The sequence below is a fragment of the Lactococcus sp. LG606 genome (assembly GCF_017309645.1).
Lineage (GTDB): Bacteria > Bacillota > Bacilli > Lactobacillales > Streptococcaceae > Lactococcus > Lactococcus petauri.
In genome coordinates this window covers 105579-119738 of the sequence record NZ_CP071301.1, presented here as the reverse complement: position 1 = coordinate 119738, position 14160 = coordinate 105579, and the positions used below count along the sequence as shown (strand labels likewise).

Here is a 14160-nt window from a genome sequence, read left to right as displayed (position 1 = left end):
TACCTCTTTTTTTCTTGTTTTTTTCATTTTAGCATAAGCTCATCTTTTGCGCAACCGTTTGCAGTATATTTTTTTATCGAAAATAAAAACTATTGTAAAACTTTCTATTATATGCAGCCATAACATGTATATACCAACATATACAGTAATCAAATTGTAATAAGTTTGCACTTGACAAAACGGAAGCGTTTGCATAAAATAGAATTACAAATTAGAATAATTATTTTCATTAGGAGGAAATATTTTATGAACACATGGAAAAAAATCGCTCTGAGTAGCGTTTCTCTGATTGCTCTTGCTAGCCTCGCTGCTTGTGGGAATAGTAAGGGTAGTGAAAGCACAACTTCTTCATCTTCAGATGCTAAAGACCATAAAGGAGCCGTTACTCTCTGGGTCGATCCAGCAAATGTTGCTTCTTATAAAGATTTAATTAAAAACTTCAACAAAGAATATCCAAACATTAAAGTTACAGTCACACAGTCTCCAAATGGTTCTGCAAATGCAAAACAAGATGTGAGTAAAGACCCCGGACAAGCCGCAGATGTCTTTAAAGTACCCAACGACCAGTTGGGAGCCATGGCTGAAGCGGGCTACATCAATCCTCTTTCACCATCAGCAACAGATTGGGTCAAATCAAATGATATTTCTATCGCTGTTGATGCTGTCTCTTGGAAAGGTAAACTCTACGCTTATCCACAAGATGAACAGTCAAATATTGTTTACTACAACAGGGCAAAATTTAGTGAAGCTCCAAAAGATTGGGCTGACTTTACAGCAGAAACACCAATTGGAACAGATTTTACCAACTCCTACAACTGGTATCCTGTATTCCTAGCTAATGGAACACAGCTCTTCGGTAAAGATGGTGAAACGGTTGATGGTACAGATGCAAATACTAAAGCTGGCGTTCAAGCTATGACTTGGTTTGCGCAACAAAAAGCAAATCCTGGTGTTAAACAGTCAGGTACAGCCCTTCTGGCCGACCTCAAATCTGGTAAAACACAAGCAATCCTCGATGGCCCATGGGACGGTAGCACAGTGAAGGAAATCCTTGGCGACAACTTTGGTGCAACAACCTTACCAACTGCTGATTTTGGATCAGGATCTAAACAAATGCAAGCCTTCTCCGGTGTCGGTACACTGGCTGTGAATTCGCAATCAGAAGATCCTGTTGCTGCTTCTGCTTTAGCTCAGTATCTATCAAATACTGAATCACAATTAGCACTCTATAAAGCTAATAATTCAATTCCAGTTTCAAAAGAAGCCCAAAAAGATTCTGAAGTTGCAAAAGACCCTGTGGCTCTTGCAGTTATCAAACAAGTAGAAAACGATACATTGATGCCTAAGATGCCACAAATGGCTACATTCTGGAACTTGGCTGCCCCACTTATCGAGAATGCCTACACAGGTAAGACTCCGGCTACACAATACCAAGCACAACTTGATAATTTCGTAAAATCAATCTCATCAGCTACTGAATAATTTTTGATTAACTTAAGGGGATTGGGCTCATCCTAATCCTCTTATTTTTTATATACAAAAGGGTAAAATATATGTTTAAAAAGAAAATTAAACCATCTCCTGAAGCAACATACAAAGAGGTGTGGCATGAAGGTGATATTTTCACAAAACTCAGCTTCTTTATCATGGGTTTAGCGCAACTAAAAAATAAACAATGGCTCAAGGGCTTTAGCTTCCTCATCATCGAAATTGTCTTCCTTTTCTGGCTCATCTTCAATGGCATTAGCTCAATCAGTCTTCTGAGTAGCCTTGGACATGTCAAGACTAAGCAAGTCGTTTTTGATGAAGCACGACAAATTTATGTCACTCAACAACCTGACAACTCCATGCTCATCCTCCTTTTTGGTGTCATGTCCTTAGTGCTCATTGCAATGGTTGCAGTCATCTATATCACAAGCCTTCGTTCCACACGTCATCTCTATGTCTTGAATCGTGACGGAGAACATATCCCTACGACTATGGAGGATTTGGCTACACTCTTAGACAGTCGCCTCCATTACACACTGATGGCGATTCCCTTACTCGGCATTTTAGTTTTCACGATTGCTCCTTTGCTTTTCATGATCACCATTGCTTTTACCAATTTTAATCAAGATCATCCTATTGGATTTTCTTGGACGGGGTTCGCTTCATTTGGTGAGATTCTGACCGGTAACATCGCTGGAACTTTCTTCCCTGTCTTAGGCTGGACTCTCGTTTGGGCTGTGGCTGCAACAGCGACAACTTTCTTCTTTGGTGTCTTACTTGCTCTTTTGATTGAATCATCTGGAATTAAATTTAAAGCTTTCTGGCGGACACTCTTTGTTATCGTTATGGCTGTTCCTTCTTTTGTTTCACTCTTAATGATGAATATGTTCCTAGACAACAATGGGCCGCTCAACAGTTGGCTCCAAAGTATCGGTCTTATTGATCACCCTATTCCATTTTTAATGGATCCTTTGTTAGCGAAGTTTTCTGTTATCGGCGTTAATATGTGGATTGGTATTCCTGTCTCTATGTTAATTTCAACAGCGATTATCCAAAACTTGCCATCAGATCAGATTGAAGCAGCTAAAATTGATGGTGCCAACAGTTTTGATATTTTCCGCTCTATTACCTTCCCTCAAATTTTGTTCGTTATGACCCCTGCCTTGATTCAACAATTTATCGGGAATATTAACAATTTCAATGTTATTTTCCTCTTGACTGGTGGTGGACCACTGAACGCCGAATACTTCCAAGCGGGTTCCACTGACTTATTGATTACCTGGCTTTATAGCTTAACCATGAAGTCGATTCCAAGTTATAACATCGCTTCAGCTATTGGTATCGTTATCTTTATCATCTCAGCTACAGCTTCATTGTTTGCTTACCGCCGTACAAATGCTTTTAAGGAGGGCTAAAATGAAATCATATAAACGCCAACGTCAAGCTTCATTAGTACTCAGATACTTGCTCTTGACCTTACTTGCAATCATCTGGATTTTCCCAATTGTATGGATTATCCTTACCAGCTTTTCTAAAAATAACACTGGTTTTGTTTCGACATTCATTCCTCAGCAGTGGACTCTGGATAATTTTACTGGTATTTTCAATAACCCGGTTTATCCTTACGGACATTGGCTCCTTAATACTTTTGTCATCGCTGTTATCTGTGCAGTTATTAACACGCTGATTACTACTGTTATGTCTTATGTATTGTCACGTTTACGCTTCAAATTACGCAAACCTTTCCTACAGTTAGCACTTATCATTGGAATGTTCCCAGGTATCATGGCGATGATTGCTCTCTATTACATCCTCAAATCATTCAATATGACCAACTTAGTGGGACTGACTTTGATTTATATAGGTGGCTCTGGTCTAGGATTCTATATCTTTAAAGGTTTCCTTGATACAATCCCTGCTTCAATTGATGAAGCCGCTGTGATTGACGGTGCAACCAAATGGCAAATTTTCACCAAAATTACCTTGCCTTTGTCAAAACCAATGATTGTTTACACATCCCTAACTGCTTTTATTGCACCTTGGCTTGATTTCCTCTTTGCGAGTGTCATCTTAGGTGGTGGCGATCCTAAATCACGGACCATTGCCTATGGCTTGCAAAACATGATGACCAACTCCAGAGGTTCCTCTGCAACAAACTTTACCCAATTTGTTGCAGGATGTGTGATTATCGCCATTCCTATCACTATTCTCTTCATTGTTATGCAAAAATTCTATGTTAAAGGAATCACTGCTGGTGCAGATAAAGGATAACAAACTAAAAAAGCACTCAACCTATAGTTGAATGCTTTTTTTATTGTCCTAAAAGTTCTTGTGCTTTTGCACTATACTTGTCCATATCAATGAGGATACCTGAACCTCCGTACATATCATAGGCAGATTGCCAATCATTGTCGGATGGGATGGTTGTGTTTTCTATACCGCCAAACATTGCTGGTAAAGCTTTTGTGATCAGGAATGTGTTAGAAAGATTAGTCATTGTAACAGCTCGAGCTGTACCCAAGGCACTTGCACCAGTAAAGAGTGTCAACGGATTTTTAACTTTCGATGTGAGAGTTTGCATCACTTGTTGTTGACGTTGCACACGTCCAAAGTCTCCTTGATCATCGTGGCGGAAACGTGCATAGTTCAAAAGTGTACGTCCATCCATTCGTTGTGGGCCTTGCTTAATCATCATAAAGATTCCACCACCATCAGGATAGCCCAAGGCCGCGGCTTCTTCTGCACTCAGTTCCTTATCGTTTTTAGCCATCCCTTCAGTTTCTGCTAAATCATCCGGTACAGGGACTTCATCAAACTTTTGACCATTAATTGTGGCGAATTTGGCATCAATCTTTACTCCACCAGGGAACATTGAGTCAATCACTGTTGCAAAACTTGAGAAATCAACCACAGCGTAATATTTGGCATTTATACCAAAATTTTGTTGCAAAGTTTGACGCACAAGTTCAACACCTTGATTCTCATTTTGCTCACCAATCGTGAAGGCTGCATTAAGCTTCATGTTAGGTCCTTGGCTTGCATCACCAACTCCTGGAATGTTGACCAAAGTATCACGCATAAAGCTCACCAATTGCATTTTGCCGCTTTTGCCAATATTCAAAACCATAATACTGTCTGAATGGGCCACTCCTGAGCTTTGTCCTGGTCGTTGATCAGCACCTAAGAGAAGGATATTGACTGAGCCATCCGCATTGGCAGCACCATTGAATTGTTCGGCTTTGATCGCGCCACCTTCTCGACTAATCCCACGCTGATAACCATAAATGAAGAAACCAATCATAATCAAAATCAAGGCGATTAAGATAAAGAAAATCCGTTTTATCCAACTTTTCTTTTTCCTTGGCTTTTTACTTGCTGCTTCCTCAGACCTTTCATCATCAATGCTCTCTTCCGCACGACGGTTATCTTTCTTTTTCCCACGTTTGGATAAAAAGGGCGCTGGTGCTGAATCCAAAGAACGGCTGGATCTACTCCGTCTCTCAGAAGAAGAACTTTCAGACTGTGCGCGCTCTTCTTCTATGTCAGCCGCATATTCTTCTTCAAGGGCCTGCCACCCTTCTATTTCTTCTACTAGTTCATAATATTCTTGCTTTTCGCGTTCACTTAAGTAAGCTTTATTTGCTCTTAAGTATTCAAAACGTTTTTGTTTATTATCTTTCATTATCTGTCTATTATATCATGAATTTTTATTTTTGATAAAAGCCTTTCATAATTCTCAGCAAAATACAAATCCTTTTCTTAAGCTTTTTTGCCAAAAAATTTATTTCTGAAGCGTTTAACTTTCAGAAACTGTTCACGTGCCTTGTGCATCTGTTTATATCTTTTAGGGTTCTTTTTATAAAAATCTTGGTGATAATCCTCAGCTGGCCAAAATGTTTGCGCATTTTCTATAGGGACTATGATTGGTTTATCCCAAAGCCCCGACTCCGATAATTCCTGCTTGCTTTTCTCAGCAGTTTGACGTTGCTCATCATTCTCAACGTAGATAACTGGTCTATAATTACTGCCTCGATCGTAAAATTGACCTTCTCCATCCGTCGGATCAATAAGACTCCAGTAAATTCCCAGCAAGGTCTCGTAAGAAATAACGGTATTTTCAAAAATTATCTCCACAGCTTCAGCGTGTCCCGTATATTTACCCGATACCTCATCATATGTCGGGTCATCGACATGCCCCCCGGTATAACCGCTGGTAACAGACAGTATACCTGGACGAGTTTCAAAAGGTTCAACCATACACCAAAAACATCCACCCGCAAAAATTGCAATTTCTTTACTCATAGCTCTTCCTCCAAGCACATTATAGCACAATGAAAAGGCTTGCATGCTATAATTTAACTATGAAAAAACCGTTAAATCAGACTGAAATATTGAACGAAATGTATAATTTAATCTTGAGTAAACATATTCGTGAGTGGGAACGTGCTTTAATATTAGAAGCTAAAAATCGCATTGAAAGTCAGGGTAATCTTGAAGAAGCCTTAACCCAATTAGAGGCTCAATTACGTCCACTAGCTCTTCGCTATAATTTAACGCCTATGACAACCGAATTTTATAACAAAATATCCACTTCGGGTTTATTTGGCCGCGGTGTCGGGCATCGTTTATAAATAATCATCTTTTTAGTAAAAAAAACGTTAGACCTACTAACGTTTTTTTATTTCAAATTTCTTTTGCACTTAACTCTGTTTGACTCAAGCGTTCATACCACAACTTTCGTGTACGGGAAAGTGTGGCAAAGAGAATATCTAATAGAGGTAACAGAAGAAGAATGAAAGAAAGGACTACCATTAAGAAATTTTGTCCCAGTTCTTTTTGTGGAATATAGGCTGAACGTTGTAAGAAATAAGACAAGAGACCAATCATCCCAAAATTAACGAAAGATAAGAGTTGTCGACTTAAAATCTTCCAACGACTTCCTTCTATCCTTATCTTAAGAAGTTTTTGGCCAAAAGTGACACCAAAAATGACTGGAATCCCCACAAATGTAATAAGCATTGCTATATAGAAATGAGGTACAATGTTTGCAATAATATTTGCTAAAACAAAATCTACGCCAAAGGCAATACTACGACGTATCATCCCAATCTGAGCAGGAATGGCTTGTTTGGCATCCAAATCTGGTAAAACCTTAACAAGTAGGCAAGCAATCCCAAAACCAAGCAAACTTCCTAGCGTATTAATCATTAAATCATCAACATCAAAAAGACGATAAGGACGAGGATAAAGACCAAAAAGAGCCGAACGCTGTAAAAGTTCAAACGATAAGGTGAGCATGAAACTCCACATTAAGGTTTGCGAAAAATTACGCTTAAAGAGGTAACGCAAATATATCCCAAATGGCAACGTCAAAAGAAGATTAAAAAAAGGTTGGATGAAACTTGGTGCTTTCAAGGCCATTAGCCATGTAGAAGGCTCGTTAAGTACCAGCGGGTTGTAAGCGATGAACTGACGTACAAATTCAAAGGGAACAAGATTTTGCTTAGGACCTGTCATCTGTGCAACCTGTGCCACATCAGGCAAAGGAAAAATAGTCATCGCATAAGCACAAACTATATAAAGGACAAAAGAAAAATTGACAATAAACCGCCAAGGGTTAACACGTCCATATTTACGATATTGAACAATCATATAAGGAATAAGGCTCAGCAAGAAAAAAACAAAGAAGAGCAATACACCTATTTGAATAGCATGGAGATAAGTAAGCATAGAAATCCTTTTTTAAAATTTTATCTTTATTATAACAAAATTTATAAATGGAGATTGTGAGCCAGTTTAAAGAAATAGCTTAAATCAAGTGGAAGTTGATATTATTACTGCTGCTCACACCCTGTTTATACATCAAAGGCTTGCGCATATTTGATACACCCCGAAATATTTTTTAGTGCATTGGGTTGTAAAGGACGAATCATAAAAGCTTCTGCTGGAACGTCAAATGGTGCCGTAACCTTATATTTTTCAGCAGATACATAGCCAAAACGAGAATAATATTGGGGATGCCCCAGAATACTTATAAAAGGGAAATCTTGTTGAACGGCACGCTTTTCCAACTCTTTCAGCAAATTTTCTCCCACTTTTTTACCTTGCCAAGAAGGTAAAACAGCTAATGGCGCAAGAACCAGCCCTGTAAAACTTTCTTTATCGTTGATAATCTTGACTTCACTTAGTAAACCATAACCAATAATTTTTGCTCCTTCAGCGGCGACAACTTCTAAACCATCGACATAGCTAGAATCTGTCCGAATCTTTTCCACGAGCTCTGCTTCATTACCATAACCATGTTCGGACCTGCTAAATGATTGACGAATTAACTGCTCAACTTCTCTATAGTCTTTTCGCCCAATACTTCTTATTTCCAAAGTTGCCCTCCTTCATTTATAGAAAAACAAACGGAATACCTTTACTCCGTTTGTTCCTTTAAAAATTGATTGATTACAAGAGTTCTCGTGCTTTTTCTTCGATGAAACCTGCCACTTGATCAATCGTTTTTCCTGTACTATCTAGTAAAATAGCATCCTCTGCTTGTTTTAGAGGGGAAACTGCTCGTGTACTATCCTTACGATCTCGTTCGGCGATTTCCACTTTGAGTTTTTCCAAATCAGTAGGAATATTTTTTTGTAAATTTTCTTTATAACGTCGCTCTGCTCGTTCATCCACAGAAGCCACGAGGAAAATCTTCAAATCTGCATGAGGTAGGACAACCGTACCAATATCACGTCCATCCATGATAATGCCACCTTCGTCAGCAATGCGCTGTTGCTCAGCAACTAAAAATTCCCGTACTGGAGCTAAAGCAGAGATTTTTGAAACATTCTGTGTTACTTCGTTTGTACGAATAATCTTAGTAATATCCTCTGTTCCTAAAAATACAAGTTGTCCATCAGCCGTATTTTTAAAGAAAATTGGTTTTTTCTTGATCACATCAATAATTTTTTGAGGATCCTCCGTTTTGTTTTGGAGGGCAACCAAAGTTGCAGCACGGTACATCGCACCTGTATCTAAATAGATAATCCCAAGATTTTGTGCAACGATTTTAGCGACAGTTGATTTTCCGCTTGAGGCGGGACCATCAACAGCAATTTGTAACTTTATCATGTTTCTTTCCTATATATGAATACTTTTTATTATTTTAATTTTAATACTTGCCCAGGTGATATTGGTGAACCATCGGCATTGTATCCTGTTGCTGAGATATTATTAAGGCTGGCAATTACAGACCATGCAACGCCTGTCTTCGCTGATATCTTACTTGGATCGTCTCCAGCTACAATAACATAAGTTCCACCCTCTTCAGTGGAAGATTCTTCAGTGGTTGGCGGTGGAGCTACAGTACTTTCTTCTGGTTTCACTTCTTCAGTAGTCTGTTCTGTTTGTTGCTCCGTGGTTTGCTCTACAGTTTTTTCTGGATTTTCCTGAGCAAATCCACCGCTATGTTGCGTTTGATTATTCCAAAGAATAAAGGCAATCATGAAACCAACCAGTAAAAACATCGTCACGACAGTAAAGGTTAAAGCACGTGAAGTTAATGACTTGTTATTGTGTTTTTTTCTTGGCTTGCTGCCCGAACGACTTTTTTCGGAATCTGCTTTCATGGCCTTATAGATTTCTTTATCCCACGGTTCTTTTTCTGCCACATCTTTTTCCTTTCCTTTTTTATTTTTTTATATTATCATCATTGTATGAAAGTAAACATAATACCAGAAAATTGTATTGCATGTGGCCTTTGTTATTTACATGCTCCAGATGTCTTCGATTACCATGATAACGGTATCGTTAAATTTAATAATTCCGATAAACTGGAAAAAGAATATTTTTCTGATGATAAAATAATAAGTGCAGCCAAGGCTTGCCCAACAGCTGCGATAAAGATTACCAAATCTTAAAACCTTAAACTCTGATATTTATTTTACCATAAAATTACTTCTTTATCTAACTATTTCGTGATTTTTAATTAGGTATTTTCATTATATATACAGCTTGTTTTTGATTGACAAGTTGTTTTTATTTTCGTCAGTTAAATTAAAAAATCAGATTTATGAAACCAGTTTCACAAATTTTTGCAAATGTTTTCAATTTGTAGTATACTAGGACAGTAATAATTATATTATATAAAAATTTATAAGGAGGTTACTCAATTGAGTATCGGAATTGTTATTGCGAGCCACGGTGAATTCGCTGCGGGCATCAAGCAATCTGGTTCAATGATCTTCGGTGAGCAAGAGAAAGTACAAGCTGTTACTTTCATGCCTAACGAAGGACCAGACGACTTACGCGCCAAAATCGAAGCCGCTATCGCAACATTTGATGCTGAAGATGAAGTCCTTGTCCTTGCTGACTTGTGGAGCGGTTCTCCATTTAACCAAGCAAGTGCTGTTATGGGTGCCAATCCAGAACGCAAGGTAGCTATCATCACAGGCCTCAACTTGCCAATGCTTATTCAAGCCTACACAGAACGTATGATGGATGCTTCTGCTGGTGTTGAACAAGTTGCTGCAAACATTATTAAGGAAGCTAAAGCTGGTATCAAAGCATTGCCAGAAGAGCTTAATCCTGCTGAAGAAAGCGCTACACCAGCTGAAGCTGGCGTAAACGCTGCCGCTATCCCAGAAGGTACTGTTGTTGGTGATGGTAAGATTAAAATTAATCTTGCACGTATCGACTCACGTCTTCTCCACGGTCAAGTTGCTACTGCTTGGACTCCAGATTCAAAAGCAAACCGTATCATCGTTGTTTCTGACGCTGTTGCCAAAGATGAGATGCGTAAAACACTTATCACACAAGCTGCACCTCCAGGTGTTAAAGCCAACGTTGTCCCTATCAAGAAAATGATTGAAGTTGCTAAAGATCCACGTTTTGGTGAAACTAAAGCCCTTCTCTTGTTTGAAACTCCTCAAGACGCACTTGCTGCTATTGAAGGTGGCGTACCTGTAGAAACACTTAACGTGGGTTCTATGGCACACAGTACAGGTAAAACAATGCTTAACTCAGTATTGTCTGTAAACAAAGATGATGTTGCCGCTTTTGAAAAGTTACGTGATCTCGGCGTTAAATTTGACGTTCGTAAAGTCCCTAACGATTCTAAATCTGACTTGTTTGCTTTGATTAACAAAGCAGACGTTAAGTAAAATTAAATATTATTAGGAGAAATTTATAAAATGAGTATTATTTCAATCATTTTAGTTCTTATCTTCGCGTTCTTAGCTGGACTTGAAGGTATCTTGGACCAATGGCAATTTCACCAACCAATTATCGCCTGCTCATTGATCGGTATCGCTACTGGTCACATGGCTGCAGGGATTATCTTGGGTGGTTCATTGCAAATGATCGCCCTTGGTTGGGCTAACGTTGGTGCCGCTGTCGCACCTGACGCTGCACTTGCTTCTGTCGCTTCTGCTATCTTGATGGTTCAAGGTGGTAACTTTGACTTGACACACATCACTGGTGTTATCGTACCTGCCGCTATCTTGTTGGCAACTGCTGGTCTCGTACTTACTACATTGGTTCGTTTCCTTTCAGTTGGTATCGTTCACTTAGCTGATGCTGCTGCTGAAAAAGGTTCTTACTCAGGTGTTGCTGGTTGGCACATGTTCGCACTCCTTCTTCAAGGTTTGCGTATTGCTATCCCTGCTGCAATCATCCTTGCTATCCCTGCTGAAACAGTAACTGCTGCCTTGAACTCAATTCCTGATTGGGTTTCTAAAGGTCTTGCTGTTGGTGGTGGTATGGTTGTTGTTGTTGGTTACGCAATGGTTATCAACCTCATGGCAACTAAAGAGCTATGGCCATTCTTCTTCCTCGGATTTGTACTCGCACCACTTTCTTCAATCACTTTGATTGGTATGGGTATCCTTGGTGTTGTTATCGCTCTTATCTACCTCAATCTTTCTAATACTGCTGGTAACGGTGGAACTGCTTCTTCAAGTGGTGACCCAATCGGCGATATTCTCAACGATTATTAATTAGGAAGGAGATTTTATAAAAATGGAAAATACAAATAAAAAGTTTAGCCTTTCTAAAAACACACGCTTGAGCGTTATGTTCCGTTCAATGTTCCTTCAAGGTTCTTGGAACTACGAACGTATGCAAAACCTTGGTTTCCTCTATTCAATCATCCCTGCATTGAAACAGTTCTACAAACCAGGTTCTGAAGAAGCTAAAGAAGCTTTGAAACGCCACATGGAGTTCTTCAATACTCACCCATATGTAGCCGCACCTATCGTCGGTGTTACATTGGCCCTTGAAGAAGAAATCGCTAACGGTGTTGAAATCGATGAAGCAGCTATCCAAGGTGTGAAAGTCGGTATGATGGGACCTCTCGCTGGTATCGGTGACCCAGTCTTCTGGTTCACAGTACGTCCTATCGTTGGTGCCATCGCTGCCTCACTTGCAACTGGTGGTTCTATTATCGCTCCAATCTTCTTCTTCGTTGTTTGGAATGCAATCCGTATCGCTTTCTTGTGGTATACACAAGAGTTTGGTTACAAACAAGGTACTGCAATTACAAGCGACCTCGGTGGAGGAATGCTTCAACAAATTACTAAAGGTGCATCTATCCTTGGTATGTTCATCCTTGGTGTATTGATCCAACGTTGGGTTAACATCAGCTTCACTGGTCCTAACGCTATGCTCCCATCTAAACCTTTGGCAGATGGTGCTTACGTTGGTGAATGGATCGACAAAGCAGGTAAAGTCGTTGTTCAAGGTGCCCAAACAGGTACTACAGGCGACGGTGTTGCTAAGTTTGATTGGTTAGACCAAGCAGGTAACGTTGTTGGTAACGGTGTTGCTGGTCAAGACGGTTTCGCACATTACGTAACTGTTGATCAACTTAACACAGTTGACGGTTCTACATTGCACAACATCTTAGGTCAAGTATCATCTGGTCTTGGCTTGAGCCCAGAACAAACACAATCACTTCAAGACGTGTTCAATTCATTAATTCCTGGATTTATCGCATTGCTCTTGACTTTCCTTGTGCTTTGGATCTTGCGCAAATGGAAAAACAAAAACGCACCATTGTTCATCATCATTGGTATGTTCGTTCTTGGTATCGTACTTCACGTTGCAGGTCTTGCTTAATAAGATTTTAAAACAAGAACAAAATCGTCGTGTACTCGCGGCGATTTTTTATTAAGATTATTTTTGCTATAATAAATATATTATAATATCGTTAGGAGCACTAAATTGGCACAATCACTGAATACTAAAGTCGACTTTACCACTGCTGGTATTGCTTATCTTGGCTTTGCTGAATATGGTAAAATTATGATTGGAGACCGAGCTTTCGAGTTTTTCAATGATACTAATGTTGAAAAGAACATGCAATTCCCTTGGGCCTCTATTAAACGTGTGGAAGGTGATGTTTCTGTTTCCAAAAACGGAAAAGTAAAAATTGGACGTCAGTTTATCATCGTCTTTCGTAATGAGCAAAAAGTTCGTTTTGCTGCCAAAGAGTCTGGAACTGTCTTAAAATACATCCGACAATATATTGGAAATGAAAAAGTCGTCCGTCAAAAAGGATTCTTTGATAAATTCTTTAGCCTCTTCCGCCGTAAAAAGAAATAAGAAATAGCCTCCATCGGGGGCTATTTTTTATAAAAAAAAACATACTGCACATGCACCATGATTTTCTAGATTAAGTATCTGTTCCATTTCGTTCACGTCTAAATAAATTAAAATATAGACGATCTAAAATCTTGTCACGGTAGTCCTTTCGTCCAATAAAGCGTGTGACTTTACTGAAAATATAACATGACAAGAGAGTGACAGCAAAGTTTGGAAAGGCCAGATAAGTCGCTAAAGATAGTGCCATAACGACGATATCAATACCAAACAAGACACGGTCAATCGTAAATTGCCAGCGATCTTCCATAATTCGACTCAAGAGGATTGAACCGCCAAAAGTCCCGTTGGATACTACAACAAGTCCTGCCCCTATTCCTGATAAAATACCGTCAGAAATACCAGCGAAAATAATTTGATTAAATTGAAAACCGTTAATTCCCATCGCCTCATAAGCCAGCATCCATAAACTCATCGCAGCTGCACCAGGAACACTCAGCAAGAGTTCTCTTCGGCTCAACAATTTCCACCCAAAGAGAAACAAGGGAATATTTACTACAAAGAAAGTCAGTGCTGGGTTGATTCCAAAAACAAAATCAACAAATACTGAAAAACCTGCAATCCCATTACTTGCTAAGTAATTAGGAATAACAAAAAGTCTTACCGATAAAATATAAAAACCCACTCCTACAATAAGAACAATTAAATCTTTTATAAACTGCTTATCTATCTTTACTCCAATGATCGACATAGGACCCCCTTTATTCTATAATACCATTTAGGAATTTAAAGAACTAATGATTTATGAGGCACTTGCAAAGTTTTAAATTTTCTGATAGAATGACATTAGAAGTCAGTTTTGAGACTATCTTTTTCAAGAGAGCTTGTGGGTGGTGAAAACAAGTAAAGATTCTTTAAACATTCTGCTTCTTGTTTGATTTTATCCTATGAAAATAGGAACGTGTTTCTCGCGATAAGGGAACTAAAGTCCTATCATTATGATAGGAAATTTAGGTGGAACCGTGCTTATAGCGCCCTAATTCTTCTTTATGGAGAGTTAGGGCTTTTTATTTTATATTAAAAGGAGAT

Annotated in this window: 16 protein-coding genes; 9 read left to right on the top strand and 7 right to left on the bottom strand. The window is 39.0% G+C overall.

Going from position 1 to position 14160, the window contains the following annotated elements; genetic code table 11:
* The first annotated feature begins 246 nt into the window (after nt 1-246).
* From J0J35_RS00635 to J0J35_RS00625, 3 genes are all read left to right on the top strand, one after another.
* Nucleotides 247-1482 (top strand): extracellular solute-binding protein, encoded by a 1236-nt coding sequence (locus tag J0J35_RS00635; protein WP_206917081.1) that lies wholly within the window; start codon nt 247-249, stop codon nt 1480-1482.
* 71 nt (nt 1483-1553) lie between these two features.
* A complete protein-coding gene (locus J0J35_RS00630) occupies nt 1554-2903 on the top strand; it encodes a carbohydrate ABC transporter permease (protein WP_019335691.1) in 1350 nt (449 codons plus the stop codon).
* Nucleotide 2904: 1 nt separating this feature from the next.
* Complete coding sequence (locus J0J35_RS00625; RefSeq protein ID WP_074750608.1) at nt 2905-3759, top strand: sugar ABC transporter permease; 855 nt, start codon at nt 2905-2907, stop codon at nt 3757-3759.
* 40 nt (nt 3760-3799) lie between these two features.
* On the opposite strand, the gene J0J35_RS00620 is transcribed toward J0J35_RS00625, so the two are convergent.
* Both J0J35_RS00620 and msrA read right to left on the bottom strand, forming a co-directional pair.
* Nucleotides 3800-5170 (bottom strand): LCP family protein, encoded by a 1371-nt coding sequence (locus tag J0J35_RS00620; protein ID WP_206917078.1) that lies wholly within the window; start codon nt 5168-5170, stop codon nt 3800-3802.
* Nucleotides 5171-5247: 77 nt separating this feature from the next.
* Nucleotides 5248-5790 (bottom strand): peptide-methionine (S)-S-oxide reductase MsrA, encoded by a 543-nt coding sequence (gene msrA, locus J0J35_RS00615; RefSeq protein WP_206917075.1) that lies wholly within the window; start codon nt 5788-5790, stop codon nt 5248-5250.
* A gap of 59 nt (nt 5791-5849) precedes the next feature.
* Between msrA and J0J35_RS00610 the strand changes: the two genes are divergently transcribed.
* A complete protein-coding gene (locus J0J35_RS00610; RefSeq protein WP_019293073.1) occupies nt 5850-6119 on the top strand; it encodes a bacteriocin immunity protein in 270 nt (89 codons plus the stop codon).
* A gap of 52 nt (nt 6120-6171) precedes the next feature.
* On the opposite strand, the gene J0J35_RS00605 is transcribed toward J0J35_RS00610, so the two are convergent.
* From J0J35_RS00605 to J0J35_RS00590, 4 genes are all read right to left on the bottom strand, one after another.
* Nucleotides 6172-7218 carry a VanZ family protein gene (locus tag J0J35_RS00605; RefSeq protein WP_019293074.1) on the bottom strand — a complete coding sequence of 349 codons (1047 nt, stop codon included), beginning with the start codon at nt 7216-7218 and terminating at the stop codon, nt 6172-6174.
* 125 nt (nt 7219-7343) lie between these two features.
* Nucleotides 7344-7868, bottom strand: coding sequence for a GNAT family N-acetyltransferase (locus J0J35_RS00600; RefSeq protein ID WP_061413507.1), 525 nt, complete (start codon nt 7866-7868; stop codon nt 7344-7346).
* 73 nt (nt 7869-7941) lie between these two features.
* Nucleotides 7942-8604, bottom strand: coding sequence for a (d)CMP kinase (gene cmk, locus J0J35_RS00595; RefSeq protein WP_019293076.1), 663 nt, complete (start codon nt 8602-8604; stop codon nt 7942-7944).
* Between the two features lie 29 nt (nt 8605-8633).
* Nucleotides 8634-9143 carry an SAG1386/EF1546 family surface-associated protein gene (locus tag J0J35_RS00590; RefSeq protein ID WP_004258888.1) on the bottom strand — a complete coding sequence of 170 codons (510 nt, stop codon included), beginning with the start codon at nt 9141-9143 and terminating at the stop codon, nt 8634-8636.
* A 45-nt stretch (nt 9144-9188) separates the two neighbouring features.
* Here J0J35_RS00590 and J0J35_RS00585 point away from each other — a divergent pair, with 45 nt between their 5' ends.
* The 5 genes from J0J35_RS00585 to J0J35_RS00565 all read left to right on the top strand — a co-directional run bounded on the left by J0J35_RS00585 (nt 9189) and on the right by J0J35_RS00565 (nt 13074).
* Nucleotides 9189-9392, top strand: a complete 204-nt coding sequence (locus tag J0J35_RS00585; RefSeq protein WP_019293077.1) for a ferredoxin — start codon at nt 9189-9191, stop codon at nt 9390-9392.
* A gap of 252 nt (nt 9393-9644) precedes the next feature.
* Entirely contained in the window at nt 9645-10634 is a 990-nt protein-coding gene (locus J0J35_RS00580) for a mannose/fructose/sorbose PTS transporter subunit IIB (protein WP_017368923.1), read from the top strand.
* Nucleotides 10635-10664: 30 nt separating this feature from the next.
* Nucleotides 10665-11468: a mannose/fructose/sorbose family PTS transporter subunit IIC gene (locus J0J35_RS00575; protein ID WP_003134975.1), complete on the top strand. Its 804-nt coding sequence runs from the start codon at nt 10665-10667 to the stop codon at nt 11466-11468.
* A gap of 22 nt (nt 11469-11490) precedes the next feature.
* Nucleotides 11491-12588 (top strand): PTS system mannose/fructose/sorbose family transporter subunit IID, encoded by a 1098-nt coding sequence (locus J0J35_RS00570; RefSeq protein ID WP_017368922.1) that lies wholly within the window; start codon nt 11491-11493, stop codon nt 12586-12588.
* A 105-nt stretch (nt 12589-12693) separates the two neighbouring features.
* A complete protein-coding gene (locus tag J0J35_RS00565) occupies nt 12694-13074 on the top strand; it encodes a DUF956 family protein (RefSeq protein WP_004258908.1) in 381 nt (126 codons plus the stop codon).
* Between the two features lie 70 nt (nt 13075-13144).
* On the opposite strand, the gene J0J35_RS00560 is transcribed toward J0J35_RS00565, so the two are convergent.
* Nucleotides 13145-13822: a YitT family protein gene (locus tag J0J35_RS00560; RefSeq protein WP_061413514.1), complete on the bottom strand. Its 678-nt coding sequence runs from the start codon at nt 13820-13822 to the stop codon at nt 13145-13147.
* Nucleotides 13823-14160 lie beyond the last annotated feature (338 nt).